17 protein-coding genes are annotated in these 18,713 nt (G+C 59.8%); 2 read left to right on the top strand and 15 right to left on the bottom strand.

What is annotated here, in order from left to right; all coding sequences use genetic code 11:
* Positions 1–35: 35 nt before the first annotated feature.
* Both PMI17_RS19330 and PMI17_RS19335 read right to left on the bottom strand, forming a co-directional pair.
* Entirely contained in the window at positions 36–1,019 is a 984-nt protein-coding gene (locus PMI17_RS19330; protein WP_007891759.1) for a ribose ABC transporter permease, read from the bottom strand.
* 10 nt (positions 1,020–1,029) lie between these two features.
* On the bottom strand, positions 1,030–2,535 hold the full coding sequence (locus PMI17_RS19335; protein WP_007891760.1) for a sugar ABC transporter ATP-binding protein: 1,506 nt from the start codon (positions 2,533–2,535) through the stop codon (positions 1,030–1,032).
* Between the two features lie 144 nt (positions 2,536–2,679).
* On the opposite strand from PMI17_RS19335, the gene PMI17_RS19340 reads away from it, so the two are divergent.
* Complete coding sequence (locus PMI17_RS19340) at positions 2,680–5,268, top strand: ATP-binding protein (protein ID WP_007891761.1); 2,589 nt, start codon at positions 2,680–2,682, stop codon at positions 5,266–5,268.
* Here PMI17_RS19340 and phnE (PMI17_RS19345) read toward each other — a convergent pair.
* The 13 genes from phnE (PMI17_RS19345) to phnF form a co-directional block, all read right to left on the bottom strand.
* Positions 5,222–6,106: a phosphonate ABC transporter, permease protein PhnE gene (phnE, locus tag PMI17_RS19345; protein ID WP_007891762.1), complete on the bottom strand. Its 885-nt coding sequence runs from the start codon at positions 6,104–6,106 to the stop codon at positions 5,222–5,224. The two genes, PMI17_RS19340 and phnE (PMI17_RS19345), sit on opposite strands and share 47 nt — an antisense overlap.
* Positions 6,103–6,966, bottom strand: coding sequence for a phosphonate ABC transporter, permease protein PhnE (gene phnE, locus PMI17_RS19350; RefSeq protein ID WP_007891763.1), 864 nt, complete (start codon positions 6,964–6,966; stop codon positions 6,103–6,105). The genes phnE (PMI17_RS19345) and phnE (PMI17_RS19350) overlap by 4 nt, the downstream gene beginning before the upstream one ends.
* A gap of 225 nt (positions 6,967–7,191) precedes the next feature.
* Positions 7,192–8,118 carry a phosphonate ABC transporter substrate-binding protein gene (gene phnD / locus PMI17_RS19355; protein WP_007891764.1) on the bottom strand — a complete coding sequence of 309 codons (927 nt, stop codon included), beginning with the start codon at positions 8,116–8,118 and terminating at the stop codon, positions 7,192–7,194.
* Between the two features lie 26 nt (positions 8,119–8,144).
* On the bottom strand, positions 8,145–8,975 hold the full coding sequence (gene phnC / locus PMI17_RS19360) for a phosphonate ABC transporter ATP-binding protein (RefSeq protein WP_007891765.1): 831 nt from the start codon (positions 8,973–8,975) through the stop codon (positions 8,145–8,147).
* A 216-nt stretch (positions 8,976–9,191) separates the two neighbouring features.
* Positions 9,192–9,725 carry a ribose 1,5-bisphosphokinase gene (gene phnN, locus PMI17_RS19365; protein WP_007891766.1) on the bottom strand — a complete coding sequence of 178 codons (534 nt, stop codon included), beginning with the start codon at positions 9,723–9,725 and terminating at the stop codon, positions 9,192–9,194.
* A complete protein-coding gene (gene phnM, locus PMI17_RS19370; protein ID WP_007891768.1) occupies positions 9,725–10,861 on the bottom strand; it encodes an alpha-D-ribose 1-methylphosphonate 5-triphosphate diphosphatase in 1,137 nt (378 codons plus the stop codon). The genes phnN and phnM overlap by 1 nt, the downstream gene beginning before the upstream one ends.
* Positions 10,858–11,562, bottom strand: a complete 705-nt coding sequence (phnL, locus tag PMI17_RS19375) for a phosphonate C-P lyase system protein PhnL (RefSeq protein WP_085982497.1) — start codon at positions 11,560–11,562, stop codon at positions 10,858–10,860. The genes phnM and phnL overlap by 4 nt, the downstream gene beginning before the upstream one ends.
* Before the next feature lie 148 nt (positions 11,563–11,710).
* On the bottom strand, positions 11,711–12,472 hold the full coding sequence (gene phnK, locus PMI17_RS19380; protein WP_007891770.1) for a phosphonate C-P lyase system protein PhnK: 762 nt from the start codon (positions 12,470–12,472) through the stop codon (positions 11,711–11,713).
* A complete protein-coding gene (locus tag PMI17_RS19385; protein ID WP_007891772.1) occupies positions 12,462–13,310 on the bottom strand; it encodes an alpha-D-ribose 1-methylphosphonate 5-phosphate C-P-lyase PhnJ in 849 nt (282 codons plus the stop codon). Before PMI17_RS19385 ends, phnK begins: the two co-directional genes overlap by 11 nt.
* Complete coding sequence (locus PMI17_RS19390; protein ID WP_007891774.1) at positions 13,303–14,379, bottom strand: carbon-phosphorus lyase complex subunit PhnI; 1,077 nt, start codon at positions 14,377–14,379, stop codon at positions 13,303–13,305. Before PMI17_RS19390 ends, PMI17_RS19385 begins: the two co-directional genes overlap by 8 nt.
* Positions 14,379–14,954: a phosphonate C-P lyase system protein PhnH gene (gene phnH, locus PMI17_RS19395; RefSeq protein WP_007891775.1), complete on the bottom strand. Its 576-nt coding sequence runs from the start codon at positions 14,952–14,954 to the stop codon at positions 14,379–14,381. The genes PMI17_RS19390 and phnH overlap by 1 nt, the downstream gene beginning before the upstream one ends.
* Positions 14,954–15,400: a phosphonate C-P lyase system protein PhnG gene (gene phnG / locus PMI17_RS19400; RefSeq protein WP_007891778.1), complete on the bottom strand. Its 447-nt coding sequence runs from the start codon at positions 15,398–15,400 to the stop codon at positions 14,954–14,956. Before phnG ends, phnH begins: the two co-directional genes overlap by 1 nt.
* Positions 15,397–16,113, bottom strand: coding sequence for a phosphonate metabolism transcriptional regulator PhnF (gene phnF, locus PMI17_RS19405; RefSeq protein ID WP_007891780.1), 717 nt, complete (start codon positions 16,111–16,113; stop codon positions 15,397–15,399). Before phnF ends, phnG begins: the two co-directional genes overlap by 4 nt.
* A 305-nt stretch (positions 16,114–16,418) precedes the next feature.
* Here phnF and PMI17_RS19410 point away from each other — a divergent pair, with 305 nt between their 5' ends.
* The gene (locus PMI17_RS19410) at positions 16,419–18,584 is read left to right on the top strand and encodes an EAL domain-containing protein (RefSeq protein WP_007891781.1); all 2,166 of its coding nucleotides are present in this window, start codon (positions 16,419–16,421) and stop codon (positions 18,582–18,584) included.
* Positions 18,585–18,713 lie beyond the last annotated feature (129 nt).

Consider the following 18,713-nt stretch of genomic DNA (forward strand, 5'->3'; position numbering starts at 1 on the left):
AGGACCGAGGAGGGGGACAGCCGGCACGTTACAACTCAACCCACGTGATGCCGGGTGCGGTACTTATCGATCAGCACCGCGATAATGATCACCGCGCCCTTAATCACTAACTGCCAGAAATACGACACGCCCATCAGCGTCATGCCATTGTTCAGCGTGGCGATAATCAGCGCACCAATCAGCGTGCCGGTAATCGTGCCGATGCCACCAACAAAGCTGGTGCCGCCGAGAATCACCGCTGCAATCGCATCCAGCTCATAACCGACGCCGAGATTGCCGTTGGCGCTGTACAAGCGCGAGGCGCTCATCAGTCCGCCGAGTCCGGACAGCAACCCGCTCATGGCGTAGACAAACAGCAGCACCACGCCGACTTTGATGCCGGTCAGACGCGCGGCCTGCACGTTGCCGCCTACCGCATAGATGTGCACGCCAAGCGTGGTGCGACGCAGAATGAACCAGCACAGCGCAATCACCGCAAAGGCGATAATGATCAGCCACGGCACCGGCCCAAGGTAGCCATTGCCGATCCACTCAAAGTTAATATCGGAGTTAATTACCGTGGTGCCGTCAGCCAACAGATAGGCTGCACCGCGCAGTGCGGTATAGGTGCCCAGCGTGACAATGAAGGGCGGCAGCCCTGCCCACGCCACCAAAATGCCGTTGAACAACCCCATGATCAGCCCGGCACCCAAGGCCGCCGGAATGGTGAGTGACGCGAAAGCGGGATCGAGTGACACCACCATCGCCACCACCGCCGTGGTGCCGAGCATCGATCCCACCGATAAATCAATCCCGCCGGTAAGAATCACAAAGGTCATGCCCGCCGCCAGCACAATGTTGATCGACGCCTGGCGCGTAATATTCAGCAGATTGCCCTCGGTGAAGAAGTTCGGCGTGACAAAGCCAAACACCGCCACGATCAGGATAAGAATCGGCAGGATGCCGACGGTTTGCAGCAGGTCGCTCATTAGCGCGCGCTTCAGCGTTGGGCTTTTTACGCGTGCGGATTCACTGGTCATTGCGCTCTCCTCAGGCCTGAACCGGCTGCGCGCCGGTGGCCAGTGTCATAATGTTTTCCTGGCTGATCTCTGCCCCACTCAACTCGCCGGCAATCGATCCCTCGCGCATCACATATACGCGGTCGCTCATGCCCACCACTTCCGGCAATTCGCTGGAGATCATCAAAATCGCCACGCCCTGCTGCGCCATCTGCTGCATCATGCGGTAGATTTCGCTTTTGGCGCCGACATCCACGCCGCGCGTCGGTTCGTCAAGAATCAGGATGCGCGGTGCAATCGCCACCCAGCGTGATATCAACAGCTTCTGTTGATTGCCGCCGGACAAACCGCCGGCGCGCACCTGCGCATGCGGCACGCGAATGTTCAGGGCATCAATCGCTTCGCTGGCGATGGTCTGCCCTTTGCGCCGGTTCAGCAGGCCGTAACTGGCATCGCGCTCCAGCGTCGCCATCACAATGTTGTCCTGCGCCGCCAGTTCGAGGAACAGGCCTTGCTCTTTACGGTTCTCGGTGAGAAAGCCGATACCGCGCGCAATCGCATCACGTGGAGAGTGAATCTGCACCTTTTCCCCGTCGATCCAGATCTCGCCGCCGCTCGGTTTATGCACGCCGAAAATCAGCTGCGCCAGCTCGCTGCGCCCGGCACCGACCAGGCCCGCCAGGCCGACGATCTCGCCGGCGCGCACCACTAAGCTGCTGGGGCGGACTTTGTGTTTGTCGCACAGGTGATTGACCGCCAGGCGGATGTCGCCGAGCGGAATAGTGCGGTCTTTGTTAAACAGGTCGCTAAGCGGGCGGCCAACCATCATGCGCACCAGCTCGCTGGCGTTGAGCTGTTCACGCGTCAGGCTGCCGACATACTCACCGTCGCGCAGCACGCTGACGCGATCCGAGAGTTCATACACTTCCGCCATGCGGTGGCTGATATAGATGATCGCCATACCTTCGCTGCGCAGACGTTTTATCAGCGCAAACAGCTGCTCGGTTTCGCGATTCGACAGCGCTGCGGTAGGTTCATCCATCACCAGAATGCGGCTGTTGCGGTGCAGCGCGCGGGCGATTTCCACCTGCTGCTGCTCGGCAATACTGAGACGGCTGACCAGATCGGTGGCGTTGAACTGTGCGCCCAGGCGATCGATCACCCGCTGCGCCTCCTCCGCCATCTGGCGACGTTTCACCAGCCCGCCGCGCGTGATTTCACTGCCGAGAAAGATGTTCTCTGCCACCGTCAGATTCGGTGCCAGATTGATCTCCTGATAAATCAGTGTGATGCCTGCCGCCAACGCCTCTTTTGGGCCTTTAATGGCATACGGCTGGCCGTCGATAAGAATTTCCCCGCTGCTGGCGGTATAGGCACCGGCCAGAATTTTCATCAGTGTACTTTTGCCTGCGCCGTTTTCGCCCATCAGCGCATGCACTTCACCGGGCCACACCGTGAGATCCACGCCCTTTAGCGCATAGAAATTGCCAAAGCGCCGGGTGATACCACGCATCGAGAGTATCGGAGTGCCGTCCATTGAGAGGCTCCTGCTGGCAAAGGTTGCAGCGAGTAAAGCCTGTCCAGATAAATGGAAAATGTCAGCGACCGTTCATATTTGTCATATTTCGCCCCGCTCGCGCTTCTATACTCGCCGGGAGTTACGCGGTAAAAGGTGGCGAAAATGAGTCACGGTCTGCACTGGCACGCTGGCGCGCGAAGTCGCCTGCTGCTGTTTAATCTGCTGGTAATGTCGGTGACGCTGGCGGTGAGCCTGGTGGCAATTTTTGGATTTCGCCACGCAGGTCACATTCAGGAACAGGCGCAGGCGCAAACCCTGGCCGATATGAACGGTAGCCTGGCGCTGGCACGCGATACCGCCAATGTGGCGATCGCTGCCGTGCGCCTGTCGCAGGTGGTCGGTGCGCTGGAGTATCAGAGCGAATCGGCGCGTCTGCAGCAAACGCAACTCGCGTTACAGCAGTCGCTGACGCTGCTGGCTCACGCGCCCCTCGCCGCGCAGCAGCCGCAACAGCTGACGCGCATTCGTGAACGCAGCCAGATGCTGGAACAGAGCATTAATCAGCTCCTGCGCGCAGGTCATCAACGCCACTTGCAGCGCAACGTAATGCTGAGTGGCCTGTGGCAATCGCAGCTGCTGCTGAACCGAATTGATCTGCTGACGCAAGCCGATTCCCCTTCTGACGCGCTGCGCCAGCAAACGCACAGCTTATTAAGCGTAGCGATTCAATCTTCGGCACCGCAGGCGGCGGTGCAGCAGTTGCAATCGGTGCTACGCCAGTGGCGAGCGTTAGCGCTGAGCGGCGTGCTCAATATTCAGGTTCAGCGGCTGATCGCCACCAGCAGCGACCTGCTACCGGTGGCGCAGCAGCTGGAGCAGAGTGATATCGCCATCGCCTATGCCACCTACCGCATTAAAGCGCTGGTGGCGATGCTCAACGACGACATCACGCATTATGTGCAGCTGGTGGCGCAGCAGAGCGACGCACGCAGCGCGGTCACGCACGAAGAGCTGGATTCGATCATCGGTTTTATCGGCCTGTTTATGCTGCTGGCATTGCTGATCACCGGCTACGCCGGTTACTACATCTACCGTAATCTCGGTTCGAGCCTGACCGCCATCGCCCACGCCATGACGCGGCTGGCGCAGGGCGAAAAGAGCGTCAACGTGCCGGGCCTGGCGCGCCGCGATGAACTGGGCGATCTGGCGCGCGCCTTCAACGTGTTTGCACGCAACACCGCCTCGCTGGCGCACACCTCGCGTCTGCTGAAGGAAAAAAGTAACCAGCTGGAATCCACGTTCCTCGCCATGCGCGATGGTTTTGCCCTGTTTGACAACAGCGGCCAGCTGGTGGTGTGGAATGTGCAATATGCCGAGCTGCTGGGCATCGCGCCGCGCGAACTGCATCGCGGCTTGCACTATCAGCAGCTGCTAACCCGCGTCAATATCCAGCTCAACGGGCTGGCGGATGCACAGGAAGTCCGCCTGGATGATGGGCGCACGCTGGAGCTGCGTTTCAGCCCGGTGCCGCGCCGTGGCATGGTGAATACCGTGCTGGAGCGCACCACGCGTAAGGCACTGGAAGAGGCGCTGCTGCACAGCCAGAAGATGAAAGCCGTTGGACAGCTAACCGGCGGACTGGCGCATGACTTCAATAACCTGCTGGCGGTGATTATTGGCAGCCTGGCGCTAACCGTCGATCAGCTGCCGCCCGGCACGCTCGCCAGCCGCATCGAACGCGCCCGGCAGGCCGCCGACCGCGCGGCGCAGCTCACGCAGCGATTGCTGGCCTTCTCGCGCAAACAGGCGCTCTACCCGCGCGCAGTTGCGGTGGTGGAGCTGGTGGATAATCTGCATTCGCTGTTGCAGCACGCGCTGCTGCCCGGTCAGCAGCTGGTGATCGATGCGCAGCGCCCCGGCTGGCCAGCGTGGATTGATGCCGGCCAGCTGGAGAACGCGTTGATCAATCTGGTGGTGAATGCGCGTGATGCCATGGCGCAACAGAGCGGGGAAATCCGCCTGCGCATCTGGAATCAACGCAAACAGGAGGCCGACGGCAAGCGCGACCGCGTCACCATTGAAGTGATCGACCACGGCTGCGGCATGTCGGCCGAGGTACGCGAACAGGTATTCGAGCCGTTCTTCACCACCAAAGCCATCGGCAGCGGCAGCGGTTTGGGCTTATCGATGGTCTATGGTTTTGTGCGCCAGTCTGGCGGACAAATCGAACTGGAAACCGCACCCGGTCTGGGCACCACCGTGCGCCTGCTGCTGCCACGTGCGTCCGAAGCGGCGCAGCCGCTCAGCGTGCCGCCGCCGATAGTGCCGCAGCGCAGCAACGACCGGCTGGTGCTGGTGCTGGATGACGAGCCGACGGTGCGGCAAACGCTGTGCGAGCATCTGCATCAACTCGGTTATCTGACGCTGGAGTGTGGCGATGGCGAAAGCGCCCTGGCGCTGCTGCGTCAGACGCCGGATATCGAACTACTGATCAGTGATTTGATGCTGCCGGGCGGGATTAACGGCGCGGATGTAATTCGTCAGGCGCAGGCGCAGTGGCCGCAGCTGGCTACCGTGTTAATCAGCGGCCAGGATCTGCGCCAGACCCCGGTGACGCTGCCGCTGTGTGAGAGGCTGGCGAAACCCTGGCAGCAGGCGCATCTGGTGCAGGCGCTGGAGCGCGCCTGGCAGCGCAGTGAACGGCTTAGTCGCGCGCGGCAGGCTGCCACAGCGGCACCCCTTTCCCCGTGATGTAGCGTTTACGCAGCTTGCTGGAGATGACATCCATCATCATCACCACCGCCACCAGGATAAGGGTCAGAAACATCACCACATCCCAGTTCCACAGGCGCATGTTCTCGGCATACACCAGGCCAACGCCGCCGGCGCCGACAAAACCGAGCACCGCCGCCGAACGGGTGTTGGACTCAATCTGATACAGACTGAGTGCGAGGAAGGTGGGGAATGATTGCGTGAAAATGCCGTAACGGTGTTTCTGCAGGCTGTTAGCGCCCACCGCGCTCAGGCCGCGGCTTGGTGAGCGCTCCACCGCTTCGTGCCCTTCGGCATACAGTTTGCCGAGCAGGCCCACGTCCTGCATCACAATCGCCAATACCCCCGCCAGCGGCCCCATCCCCACGGCGCGCACGAAGATCAGCCCCCAAATCGCCATATCAATGCCGCGCAGCACATCGAGCACGCGGCGCACCACCAGTGAAATCGGTCGCGTTAGCGGATCGTGCATCACGTTGCGCGCCGCCAGGAACGAAACCGGCAGCGCGATCAGCGAAGCGGTCAGCGTGCCGGAAAACACAATCGCCAGCGTAATCCCCACCTGAGTGAAGTAGTAGCCAAACGGCCAGTTGAGGAAATCCTGCCAGACAAACATGCGCAGGAAATAGCGGCTAAGCTGCTGGCAGCCGATGAGAAAGCGGCTCCACTCGATGCCAAAAAATTCAAAGAAGAACAGGTAGTAAAGCGCGATGGCCAACGCCACCAGCGCCACGCGACGCAGATAGCGATGCTGGGCAGCAAACAGCGCGGCATGCTCCTGTTTGAGTTTGGCGACATCCGGCGCTAAGGCAATCATGGCACGTCTCCTTCTACCACGCGGCGACGCAGCCAGCCGGACAGCGTATCCAGCAGCGACACCACCACAATAATCAGCAACAGCGTGATGCTGACCTGATCGTAGCGATCGAGTTTGATATTGGTCATCAGCTCCTGGCCGATGCCGCCCGCGCCGACTAAGCCGAGAATGGTCGAGGAGCGGAAGTTAATTTCCAGACGCATAAAGCTGTAGGAGAGAAACGTCGGTTTGACCTGCGGCCAGAAGGCGAAGCGCATGCGCTGCAGTTTGCTGGCACCGCAGGCGGCCAGGCCGCGCACCGGTTTATCCGAGGCGCTCTCAATCGCTTCATAGAACAGTTTGGTCAGGCTGCCGACGGTGTGCAGCGCCAGTGCGAGGAAGCCGGGAATGGCGCCAATGCCGAACGCCATCACAAACATTACCGCCCACGCCAGTTCAGGCATGGTACGCAAGAAAGCGACGAACGCGCGGATCGCCATGCGCAGGCTGCGCGGCGTTTGGGTGTTATCGGCGGCGAAAAACGCCAGCACACCGGCAACGCCGACCGCCACGATGGTCGACGACAGCGCCAGCTGCAAGGTTTCCCAGATCAGCGGCAGCTGGAAGTGCAGACGATAGCCCCAATAGGCCAGCGAACCTTCGGTTTTGCCATCGGCGAACAGCAACGACAGGTGCAGCACCGGCAGGGTTTCACCGATGTAGTCAAAGAAGTGTGGCAGCGATTGCCAGACGGTGAGCAGATTGAATTCAGCCATCTTGCCCGCGGCCAAATAAAGCGCCAGCAACAGCAGCGACCACAGCAGCGAGTCGCGTTTTTGCTGGCGGCGGATGCGTTGGTAGTAGTGTTCGAAATCGGTCAAGAGGGAGATTCCTGTTGGTTGGGGTGGTGTGCTGGCTGGTTCGTGCTGGCTGGTTCGTGCTGGCTGTCCCCCATCCCGGCCTTCCCCCACTTGTGGGGGAAGGAGACGTTGCCACATGCAGCTGCATAAGCAACATATGGCAGCATCTTCCTCCCCCGCTCGCGGGGGAGGACCGAGGAGGGGGACAGCCAGCACTATCCCTGCAGCAGCGAGCACCCAATAAAATTACCCGCGCGATCCCTTCATCAAATCACGCTTCATATCGATAATATTCTGGTAATCCGCCACGGTTGCCGGGCCGATGTGCTGGGCACCGCCCACCGCTTTAACAAAGCAGCCGTGATCTTCTTTATCCAGTTTCTTGATGGTTGCCACCACTTTCGCTTTGAAGTCAGCGGGCAAGTTGTTGCTCACCAGAATCGGGCCGTTCGGGATCAGCGGTGACTGCCAGATAATGCGGATTTGCTTCATCAGATCCGGATGATCCATACGAATCAAACGACCAAAGGCGCCCGAGGTATAACCGCTTTCGCGGTCGCCAATCAGCGACGTCCAGGTCACCGCGCCGTCAAACTGACCGTTCAGCACGCCGAGGATGTCCTGCTCGTGGCCGCCCGAGAAGGTCACGCTGGAGAAGGTGTTGTTGTACTTGTCATCAACCGAGCCGCCGAACGCTTTCTTAAATGCCTGGTTTGGCATCAGGAAGCCGGAGGTTGAATCTGGATCGGCCATGCCGAATGATTTGCCCTTCAGGTCTTCCAGCTTTTTGTACGGGCTGTCCGCTTTAACGATCACCACCGAGTGATAACCCTGGGAACCGTCTTTGTCATCCACCACAATGCCGACTACATCTACCGCTTTCGGGTTCTGCAGATAAACCGAAGCGTAAGAGGCTGGCGACATACTCAGTACCAGATCGATTTTGTTGCCCAGCAGGCCCTGAATCACGCCGGAGTAGTCAGACGAGTTGCGCAGTTTGGTATCGACCTGCAATTCTTTATCGAAGAAATCTTTCACGCATTGGTTATCGCCAATCTGCTGCGTGGCATTCTGGCCGCCGAGAATGCCGAGATTTAGTTCTTTTGGTGCTTCCGCTGCGTTAACGCCAAAAGCCATCGCAATAGTCAGTAAAGCTAAAGAGGTTAGTTTCATTGGTGGTTGTTCTCTTGCCGTGGAAGTTAGTGGAGCTGGTTAATTTCGTCGCCGTACAGCTCATGCATCAGGCCGTCGGTCAACTGGGAAGGATGTCCATCAAACAGCACTCTGCCGCGCTGAATGCCGATAACGCGGGTGCAGTAGCTTTTCACCAGTTCGATTGAGTGCAGGTTGACCATCACGCTGATGCCCTGCTCGCTCACCTGGCGCAGCACGTCCATGATGCGTTTGGTATTTTTCGGATCGAGTGACGCCACCGGCTCATCCGCCAGCAGAATGCGCGGGTTCTGCATCAGCGCCCGGCAAATCGCCACGCGCTGCATCTGGCCACCGGAGAGGTTTTCCGCGCGCTGTAGCGCCTGCGGCAGCATGTTCATCCACTGCAACAGCTCAATGGCGCGGGCGCGGTCAGTTTCGGAAAACACTTTGAAGAACGATTTGAGCGTTGAGGTTTGGCTTAAACGCCCCAGCAGCACGTTGGTCAGCACATCGAGGCGCGGCACCAGACAGAAATCCTGGAAGATCATGCCGCATTCGCTGCGCCATTCACGCATCTGGCGGCTATTCAGCGTCACCACATCGCGATCCACTTCGCCCTGGCGATTGCTAAGAATCGCACCCTGTGAGGCGCTGATAGTGCCGTTGAGCATATGCAGCAGCGTCGATTTGCCTGCGCCTGAGCGGCCAATCACCGCCACCAGCTCGCCCGCATGCAGATCGAAGCTCACATTATCCAGCACCTGGTTGGCGCCGTACGCTTTGCACAATCCCTGCACCGACAGCACCTTGTTGCCCTGCCCGGTGAGGGGCGGAAAAGGATTGTCGACGACGGTTTTCAGTAATGCTTGTGCCATGGTGCACTCCATCTCTTCTGAGCGGTTGATTGCCCGCTATTACGGGCAAATCGCATGAAAGCTTGATGACAGTAAAATGATTAAACGGTGACAGCGCGTTTTCACGGCAAAGCGTGGTGATCGGCACCGCACCCATCCGAATAAATTGCGCCGCTACGGATGGTGCGAATGGTGAGAACGAGACATACAAAACGCACGTATCCGTAGCGGCGCGATTTATCGCGCACCTAACAAATGTCGCAGCTGCTCGAGCGTATCGCTCAGCGCACCGTCGTTATTGAGCGCATAGCAGTGCGCTGGCAAGGGTTCGGCCGCGCGCGCTAGCCTCTTCTCGATTTCCGCTTCCGACTCGCGCCCACGTTGACGTAGCCGCTGTTCCAGCACCGGTGGCGACACCTGCAACACCAGCGGCAACAGCTGGGCACCGTAATGCTGCTGCACCCGCGGCAGATGCAGACGCGAACCGTTGACCAGCACGTTAAGTCCCTGCGCCAGCCACAGATCGATCTCCTTACCCAGCGCATAGTGCAGGCCATGCGCCTGCCAGCTGATGGCAAACAGACCGAGCGCTTCACGCCGCCGGAACTCCAGCTCGCTCAACGCCACATGGTTCTCGCCGCCGGCATCGGCCGCGCGCGTAATGTAGCGATGGGCGATCAGCAGGTTATCCGGCGGCGCCTCACGCAGCGCATTCAGCAGACTGTCTTTGCCCGCGCCCGAAGGCCCGGTCAGCCAGATGAGGCGCGCCATCAGAACACCAACTTGCCTTGCGACCAGACGTGACGAATATGCGAATGTCCGTGATCGGTATGCGCCAGCACCAAATCGGCACGCAACCCTTCGGCGATGCGACCGCGATCGTGCAGGCCAATGGCCTGTGCCGGATTACGCGTCACCAGCGCCGCCGCCTGCGGCAGCGTCAGCGTATTGCGTTCATCAGCGACCAAACGGAACACCGCGTCGAGCAGACTGGCGGGATAATAATCGGAGGAGAGAATATCCAGCAGGCCGTGACTGGCGAGTTGCGCCGCCGCCACGTTGCCGGAGTGCGACCCGCCGCGCACGATGTTAGGCGCCCCCATCAGCACCTGCATGCCGCATTCCCGTGAGGCGCGCGCCGCTTCCAGCGTGGTGGGGAATTCGGCTATGGCGCTGCCGACATCATGCGATTCGGCGACGTGTGCCGCCGTGGCATCATCGTGGCTGGCCAGCGGAATGCCGCGCGAACGGCACAAACTGGAGATGGCATTGCGGTTCGGCGTCGAGAACTCAGCGGCCAGCGCCAGCTGTTCGCGCTCAAACTGATCCATCTGCGCGTCGCTGAGCTGATATTTGCCCTGATAATAGGTGCGATACATCTCCAGCGAGGCGTACTGGCGCTGGCCCGGCGAGTGATCCATCAGCGACACCAGCGACAGCTCCGGCGTATTCATCAGCGCTTCAAACAGCGGCAGCGTGGTGTTGTGCGGCAGCTCGCAGCGCAGATGCAAATGGTGATCGGCGCGGTTAATCCCTTTGCGACTGCTGTCCTGAATCGCGTCGATCATTTTCGTCAGATTATCCAGACGATGGCCGCCATCACGCACGTCGCCGACGCCAATCGCATCCAGCACCGTGGTTATGCCGCTGGCGACCATCAGCGCATCGTGGCTGCTCATCGCCGAATGCGCCGGCCAATCGACTTTCGGGCGTGGCGTGAAGAATTTATCGAGGTTATCGGTATGCAGCTCCACCAAACCCGGCAGCAGGAAGGCGTTTTCGCCATCCAGTGCACCCGGCAGCTGACTAACGCTGTCGCTGAAGCTGGCAATGCGTCCATCGCGGATCTCCAGCGATCCGGCCACCACTTCCTGCTCCAGCACCAGCCGGACGTTATTAATAATCATGCTTCTGCTCCTGTGTTCACGGGCTGCATGACGTGCAGGCGATCGGCGACGCGCTCGCGCACCGCTTCGTCATGGAAAATCCCGACAATGGCGGCACCACGGGCGCGCGCCTGCTCAATCAGTTCCACCACCGCGGCGCTGTTGGCGCTATCCAGCGAGGCGGTCGGCTCATCCAGCAGCAGCACCGGATAGTCGGCGATAAATCCGCGCGCGATATTGACGCGCTGCTGCTCACCGCCGGAAAAGGTCGACGGCGCTAGCGACCATAAACGCTCCGGCACGTTGAGGCGCGTTAGCAGCTCTTTGGCGCGCTTTTCGCAGAAGGCGCGTGCGGTGCCGCGCTCCAGCAGCGGCTGCATGACGATTTCCAGCGTCGGCACGCGCGGAATAACGCGCAGAAACTGGCTGACCCAGCCAACGGTATGACAGCGAATCGCCAGAATCTGCCGCGCGGGCGCACTGGCCATGTCGATCCATTCACCCTGATGTTGCAGCCAGATATGGCCGCTGTTGGCCTGATAATTGCCGTACAGCGCGCGCAGCAGCGTCGATTTTCCGCTGCCCGAGCGGCCATGCAGCACCACGCATTCGCCGCCGCTGACTTCAAGATTGGCATTCTGCAGCACCGGCAGCGCGGCGCTGCTCTGGTTGTGCAGCACAAAAGTTTTGCTGAGTTGCTCTACGCGCAATAAAGGTTGCATGTTGATGTCCTGATGTTGGTTGGTCGCCATAAATGGCACCCTTACATATGGCACGTCGCTGTCTGATGGTCGCCATGAATGGCGACCCTACACAGGGCTCGTCGTAGGGTGCGCATTAATGCGCACCGTCAGGATGGCCGCGCCGTGGTTAACTCAGCACCGATGAAACCAATAACTGGGTATACGGATGATGCGGATCGTCCAGCACCCGATCGGTCAACCCGCTCTCCACCACGCGACCCTGCTTCATCACCAGCAGGCGATGCGCCAGCAAACGCGCCACGCCGAGATCGTGCGTCACAATCACCACCGCCAGATTCAGCTCGCGCACCAGCGTACGCAGCAGATCCAGCAGGCGCGCCTGCACCGACACATCCAGACCGCCGGTCGGCTCATCCATAAACACCAGCGTCGGCTGCGTCACCAGGTTGCGCGCAATCTGTAAACGCTGCTGCATGCCGCCGGAGAAGGTGGTGGGCAGATCGTCGATACGGTTGGCGGGGATTTCGACATCCTGCAGCCAGCGCATCGCCTCTTGACGGATATCGCCATAATGGCGATTGCCCACCGCCATCAAGCGCTCGCCGATGTTGCCACCCGCCGTCACCTGCGGACGCAAACCATCCAGCGGATGCTGATGCACCACGCCCCATTCGGTGCGCAGCAGGCGGCGACGATCGCTCTCGCTCAGCTGATAGAGATCCTGCGCGCGATAGAGAATGTTGCCCTGCTGCGGCGCTAACCGCGCCGACAGGCTGCGCAGCAGCGTGGTTTTGCCCGAACCGGATTCCCCGACAATGCCTAACACTTCGCCGGGATAGAGTTCAAAACTCACCTCTTCAAAGCCTTTGCCTGGCGCATAAAGGTGGGTGAGATTGTTGACCGCAAGCAGCGGCTGTTCACTGTGCATGCTGTTGTTCCTGCTGCTGGTGGCAAAAATCGGTATCGGAGCAGACAAACATGCGCGTACCGGCGTCATCCATCACCACCTCGTCGAGGTAGCTGTGGCGCGAACCGCATAGCGCGCAGGGTTCATCCCACTGCTGCACGCTGAACGGGTGATCGTCGAAGTCGAGGCTCTCCACTTTGGTGAACGGCGGCAGCGCATAGATGCGTTTTTCACGTCCGGCACCAAACAGCTGTAGCGCCGGCATCATGTGCATCTTCGGGTTGTCGAATTTAGGGATTGGCGACGGATCCATCACGTAGCGATCGTTGACCTTCACCGGATAGGCATACGTCGTCGCGATATGGCCATAACGGGCGATATCTTCATACAGTTTCACCTGCATGATGCCGTACTCCTCCAGCGCATGCATGGTGCGGGTTTCGGTCTCGCGCGGCTCGATAAAGCGCAGCGGTTCCGGGATTGGCACCTGGAAAATCAGGATCTGATCCTCCTCCAGCGGCGTTTCGGGAATGCGGTGACGCGTCTGGATCAGCGTGGCATCAATCGTGCGTTCAGTGGTGGCCGCGCCGCTGACGCGTTGGAAGAAGCGCCGAATCGATACCGCGTTGGTGGTGTCATCGGCGCCCTGATCGATCACCTTCAGCACATCGGCGTCACCAATAATGCTGGCGGTGATCTGAATGCCGCCGGTGCCCCAGCCATACGGCATCGGCATTTCGCGTCCGGCAAACGGCACCTGATAACCGGGAATCGCTACCGCTTTTAATATTGCGCGGCGGATAGTGCGTTTGGTCTGCTCATCCAGATAACCGTTGTTGTAGCCGGTTAACTCATTCATGGTTCTGCTCCTGATGCTGTTGGCGCAGCCGTTTCAGCAGCTCAAGCTCCGCCTGGAAATCGACGTAGTGCGGCAGTTTCAGGTGCGAGACGAAGCCCGCCGCTTCGACGTTGTCGGCATGCGACAGCACAAACTCTTCGTCCTGCGCCGGACCGGCAATGCGTTCGCTATACTCCGGTGCCTGCAGCGCACGATCCACCAGCGCCATCGCCATCGCTTTGCGCTCGGAGCGACCAAACACCAGGCCGTAACCGCGCGTGAAGTGCGGCGCGCTGCGGGTTTCGGTGGTGAAGCCATTGACCATTTCGCATTCGGTCAGCAGGATTTCGCCAATCTCGATGTCAAACCCCAGCTCTTCCGGGCAGATCGAGACGCTGAGATAGCCGGTGCGAATTTCGCCGGCGAACGGATGGTTACGGCCGTAGCCGCGTTGCGTCGAGTAGCCGAGTGCCAGCAAGAAGCCTTCGTCGCCGCGCACCAGCTGTTGCAGACGCGCCGCGCGCGTCGCCGGATAACCGGGCGGCTCGCGGGTGATGTCGCACGGTTCGCTGCCGTCATCCTCTTCGCGTGCCGCCAACCCTTCGTGGGTCATCATGCTGAACACGTGCGGACAACGTTGCGGCAGCGCCTGATCGTCACGCGGCGCGGCGGGCGTTTCGCCATTGGCCAGCAGGGTAAAATCGAGCAGACGATGGCTGTAATCATAGGTTGGGCCGAGCACCTGGCCGCCGGGCAGATCTTTGTAGACGGCGGAGATACGGCGCTCAAGGCGCATCTCATCGGTTGCCAGCGCCAGGCTGTCGGCGAGGCGCGGCAGCGTGGTGCGGTAGGCGCGCAGCAGGAAGATCGCTTCGACTAAATCGCCGCTTGCCTGTTTGATTGCCAGGGCAGCCAGCTGCGGATCGTAGATGCCGCCTTCGGTCATCACACGATCGACCGCTAAACCGAGCTGTTGTGCCACCTGGTCACACTGCAATTCCGCCAGCGCGCGGTCGCCACGCCGCAAATCGGCCTGCAGCTCATGGGCGCTGGCAATTGCCTTCTCGCCCCCTTTAACCGCAACGTACATCAGCACACCTCCACGTCGGTGGTGCGTGGCAGCGCCATCATCGCTTCACCGCAGGTGAAAATCAGATCCACGCCCTGCGGGAAGGGATGCGGACGCTCGCGCAGGTAGTGCAGAATCGCTTCCGGTAGCTGTGGCGCAATAGCGCGCGACTCGCGTAAACCAGGGCCAGAAAGGCGCAGGGTTAAGCCGCCGCTTAATGACGGCACTTCGACAATCAGCGTGGTGCTCTTTTCCGGTGACATATTGTCGCCAGAGGCGAACAGCGCCGGATCGGGATTGGCCGCGGCGTGCGTCAGCGCAAACGGCGCATCGCGCTCATCAACAATGGGTACGCCGGTATGAAAACGCAGATTGCTGCGCACCACCTCGTTATCGATACGACCATCAAGCCACAGTGCGCTCTCCTGATCGACCAGCGTCAGCAGTACCGCCGTGGCCGCCGGCGACAGATCGCCCCAGCCCTGCTGCAGCGGCAGCGATACCATTACGCCCGGCTCGCTCATCGCTTTGAGGATGCGGCGGAAGGCGCGTTGTGCATCCGCAACCGGATGGTTAAAACTAGCCAGTAAAGTCATTAGTTATCTCCGCGAACCAGCGTAAAGAAATCCACTTTGGAGCTGGCGATCTCACGCGCACGCAGCTGACGCTGCTCTTCACGCAGTGCCGCCAGCGGTGCAATCAGTTTTTCCTGTAACAGCGCCTGGGTTTCCGGCTGTTGCAGCAGTGCATCAATCACGGCGCAGCGCTCGGCGTGGGGTTTATCGCGCCCCAGCACATAGCTAAAGCCGAGCGTGCCGTCGTGCAGTTTGACCACCGCGCGCGTCACCGTGGCATCGCCCATCACGAAGCGCTTGCCGCTGCCGCCCATGCGCGCCTGCAGGCGGGTTAAACCGGTTTCTGCCGGGCGCACGCGTTCAAAATCCGGACTCAAACGTAGCGGTTGCCAGTGCGCCTCAAGCTGGCTGGCTTCACTGTGTGCCAGCACCGAAAGCCAGTGCTGGCGGGCGGTTTGTTGTTTCATTGGTGCTCCAGTGTCAGTTCAATCATGTCGCCACGCGTCAGGCTGACGGAGTATTCCGCTACCTGGCCGTCGCTGTGCTTGTTCAGGGTGCGCACGCACAGCAGCGGCGACTGCAGCGCAATCTCCAGCTGCTTGCACTCTTTGGCCTGCGCGCGGCGGGTGCTGATGCGCGTTTGGCTGCGCGTCAGCTGCAGGCCGAGCTGCTGCTGCATAAAGTCGTGCAACGAACCGCTGTGAAACTGCTGCAGCGCGGGCCACCAGCGCAGATCGGCGAGGAAATGGTTGATCACGCACACCGCGACGCCGTTGACGCGACGCAGCGTGCGCAGATGGATAACGTTGTCGCCTTCATTGATGCCCAGCGCGCTGGCCACGTCGCTGCTGGCCGGGCGCACCACCGCCAGCAGGCGTTCACTGGTGGGATGACTGCCCTGCTCCATCAGATTCTGGCTAAAGCGCGCCTGCGCATGCAGCGGGTAATCGTAGGGACGCATCAGCACCAAAATGCCCACGCCGTGACGCCGTTGCAGCAGCCCTTTATTCACCAGTTCGTCGACCGCACGCCGCAAGGTGTGACGGTTCACTTCGTAGTGATCGGCCAGCTGCTGTTCGGAAGGCAGATAGTCGCCGCAGCGATAGCGCTCCTGCAGCGCCTGCTCGAGCTGGGCGGCAACGGCCTGGTACACAGTGGTCGGATGTCTGGATATCTCCATCACGCTCAATACCTCATCTGGTTGAGGATGGCAGCGAAGCTCGCTGCGGGATGGCGATTACATTGCGGGCGGCAGATGACAGCGCCGTGACGGCTCAATGACGCAAAGATGAATTTGCTTTACGGCAGCAGAATCACAGCGAAACGGCAGCAGTTTTAATAAATTATTTTTAACTGTTCTGTTTGTGACAGTGTTCAAAAATTTAACGCTTATTTACATCATGCTTTCACTGGCCTTAGCGAGTACAGCTTGCGGATGTTCTGCTAAGTTAAAAGATGAATTCAACTTCCTGGGCGAAGCTTAAAATGATTAATGCGTTGAAACTATCGGATGGTTTTCGCCGCACCTTTGTTCGCGAAGTTATTTTGCCGCTGATGGCGATTTTACTGCTGACCTTTGCCGGCGCGGGCGTGGGTCTGTTCTGGGGCACGTCGTTAACCAACAATGAGGCGCGCGATCAGCAGCAGCGCATGATTGAGGCTTCATTTACCCAGAGCCTGACGGAGCATCTGCGCCAGCTGCGCAGCCTGACGCGCTGGTCGCCGCTGGCCGATCAGCTGGCGTCGTCGCATCCCGATCAAACCTGGCTGACGCAAAATGTCGGCGGCTGGCTGTATGACATGTTTGATCACCAGCTGGTGGTGCTGCTGGACCGTGACAATCAGCTGATTAACGTGTGGCGCAACGGCCAGCCGGTGCCGGATAAACGCATCGGCCCCTATTTACAAGACATGCTCACGAGCCCGCTGGTGCAAAACAGTGATGTTGTGGCCGGCCCGACCGATCACGCCGATTTCGTGCGCATTGGTCAACGCGCCGCCGCGCTGGCGGTGGGCGATATCAGCAGCACCAAACAGGCGGGACGCTATCGTCTGGTGAGCATTAAGTTCCTTGATGATGGCTACCTGCGTAACCTTGCCGATCGCAGCCAGCTGCGCCAGTTGCACTTTAGCGATAGCGAACCGGCGGAAAAAACCAAAGCGCGTTACCTGCTCAATTCACAGCAGGGCGATCCCGTCGGCTATCTCAGCTGGCAGCCGGACAAACCCGGCGCGCAGATGCTGCGCACCATCGGCCCTTCCACCTTGTTATCCGTTATCTTGATTACCCTGCTGTGTCTGGTGATGGTGCGACGCATCTGGACCTCGTCACTCAAGCTGTCACAGTCGCTGCTGAAACTGGGTGCCAGCGAAGCGCAGGCGCAGCACCTGGCTTTTCATGATGTGCTGACCGGCTTACCCAATCGCTCACTGGTGGAAGATCGCTTAACCCAGGCGCTGGCAGTGGCCGGACGCCACGATCAGCGTGTGGCGCTGCTGCTGCTGGATCTCGATCGCTTCAAGAACATCAACGATACCTATGGCCATCATGCCGGTGATGAACTGATCATCGAAGTGGCGCGCCGGCTTAACGATATCGTGCGCGCCAGCGACACCGTCGGGCGTATCGGTGGTGACGAATTCATTATTGTGATGCCGGACGTCGAGAATATTGGCCAGGTGCAATCGCTGGCGAATCGCATCATCACCCGCCTGAGCGAGCCGTATCAACTGGTGGGCAGCGAGCTGTGGGTAGGCGTCAGCATCGGCTTAGCGCTGGCGCCGAAGGATGGCATCGATCGGCTGGAGTTGATGCGCAAAGCGGATATTGCCCTGTACGATGCCAAGAATCACGGGCGCGGCCAGTATCGCCAGTTTGAGAAAGTGATGGATGAGTCGCTGCGAACTCGGCAGCAGATGGCGGCGGATTTGCGTCAGGCACTGGTAAAATTCGAGGGGCTGGCGGTGTGGTATCAGCCGTTGATGGATATCAGCGGCCAGCAGGTGGTCGGTCTCGAAGCGCTGCTGCGTTGGCACCATGCGGTGCGCGGTGATGTCTCGCCAGGTGATTTCATCGCCATTGCCGAAGAGACCGGAATGATCATTCCGCTCGGCGAATGGGTGCTGCGCCAGGCCTGCAAAACCGCGCTCAAGCTGCCCGAAATCGTGGTGGCGGTCAATGTTTCACCGGTGCAGTTCCGTGCCACTAATTTTGTCGAGCGCATCATCAACATTGTGCAGGAAGAAGGCGCCGATCCGAAACGCATGGAGTTAGAAATCACCGAGGGCGTGCTGATTGAGGATGAACACGAGGCGCGCAACAGTATCATCGCACTGCGTGACGCCGGTTTCCGCATTGCGTTGGATGATTTTGGCACCGGCTATTCCAGCCTCAATTACCTCAGCAGCTTCCCGGTGGATAAAATCAAAATCGACCGTTCGTTTACACAGTCGCTGGGAGTGGCGCAGAACTCCACCGCGATTGTCGAATCGGTGGTGCGGCTGGGGCACGCGATGGGCTTAACCGTTACCGCCGAGGGTGTGGAAACCGAAAGTCAGAAAAATGCGCTGGCCGATGCCGGCTGCAATCAGCTGCAGGGGTATTTGTTTAGTCACGCGGTGCCATTCGAAGAGATTGAGAAGATGGTGTAAACGCCAGAATACCAGGTCGCCATAAATAGCGTAATGCCGATCAGTTAAGCGCTGAGCGACTTTCGTTCGCCATCGGCTGAGGCAGTTTCATCTACGCCGTGCGGCGACCGAGAAGAGGGCGTCTGGGCC

The organism is Pantoea sp. GM01 (assembly GCF_000282675.1).
GTDB classification, from domain to species: domain Bacteria; phylum Pseudomonadota; class Gammaproteobacteria; order Enterobacterales; family Enterobacteriaceae; genus Pantoea; species Pantoea nemavictus.

What these genes read in the sequence shown, in the direction of transcription:
- PMI17_RS19330 (WP_007891759.1), bottom strand. Translation starts at nt 1,019, where the DNA reads ATGACCAGTGAATCCGCACGCGTAAAAAGCCCAACGCTGAAGCGCGCG.
- PMI17_RS19335 (WP_007891760.1), bottom strand. Translation starts at nt 2,535, where the DNA reads ATGGACGGCACTCCGATACTCTCGATGCGTGGTATCACCCGGCGCTTT.
- PMI17_RS19340 (WP_007891761.1), top strand. Translation starts at nt 2,680, where the DNA reads ATGAGTCACGGTCTGCACTGGCACGCTGGCGCGCGAAGTCGCCTGCTG.
- phnE (WP_007891762.1), bottom strand. Translation starts at nt 6,106, where the DNA reads ATGATTGCCTTAGCGCCGGATGTCGCCAAACTCAAACAGGAGCATGCC.
- phnD (WP_007891764.1), bottom strand. Translation starts at nt 8,118, where the DNA reads ATGAAACTAACCTCTTTAGCTTTACTGACTATTGCGATGGCTTTTGGC.
- phnC (WP_007891765.1), bottom strand. Translation starts at nt 8,975, where the DNA reads ATGGCACAAGCATTACTGAAAACCGTCGTCGACAATCCTTTTCCGCCC.
- phnN (WP_007891766.1), bottom strand. Translation starts at nt 9,725, where the DNA reads ATGGCGCGCCTCATCTGGCTGACCGGGCCTTCGGGCGCGGGCAAAGAC.
- phnM (WP_007891768.1), bottom strand. Translation starts at nt 10,861, where the DNA reads ATGATTATTAATAACGTCCGGCTGGTGCTGGAGCAGGAAGTGGTGGCC.
- phnL (WP_085982497.1), bottom strand. Translation starts at nt 11,562, where the DNA reads ATGCAACCTTTATTGCGCGTAGAGCAACTCAGCAAAACTTTTGTGCTG.
- phnK (WP_007891770.1), bottom strand. Translation starts at nt 12,472, where the DNA reads ATGCACAGTGAACAGCCGCTGCTTGCGGTCAACAATCTCACCCACCTT.
- PMI17_RS19385 (WP_007891772.1), bottom strand. Translation starts at nt 13,310, where the DNA reads ATGAATGAGTTAACCGGCTACAACAACGGTTATCTGGATGAGCAGACC.
- PMI17_RS19390 (WP_007891774.1), bottom strand. Translation starts at nt 14,379, where the DNA reads ATGTACGTTGCGGTTAAAGGGGGCGAGAAGGCAATTGCCAGCGCCCAT.
- phnH (WP_007891775.1), bottom strand. Translation starts at nt 14,954, where the DNA reads ATGACTTTACTGGCTAGTTTTAACCATCCGGTTGCGGATGCACAACGC.
- phnG (WP_007891778.1), bottom strand. Translation starts at nt 15,400, where the DNA reads ATGAAACAACAAACCGCCCGCCAGCACTGGCTTTCGGTGCTGGCACAC.
- phnF (WP_007891780.1), bottom strand. Translation starts at nt 16,113, where the DNA reads ATGGAGATATCCAGACATCCGACCACTGTGTACCAGGCCGTTGCCGCC.
- PMI17_RS19410 (WP_007891781.1), top strand. Translation starts at nt 16,419, where the DNA reads ATGATTAATGCGTTGAAACTATCGGATGGTTTTCGCCGCACCTTTGTT.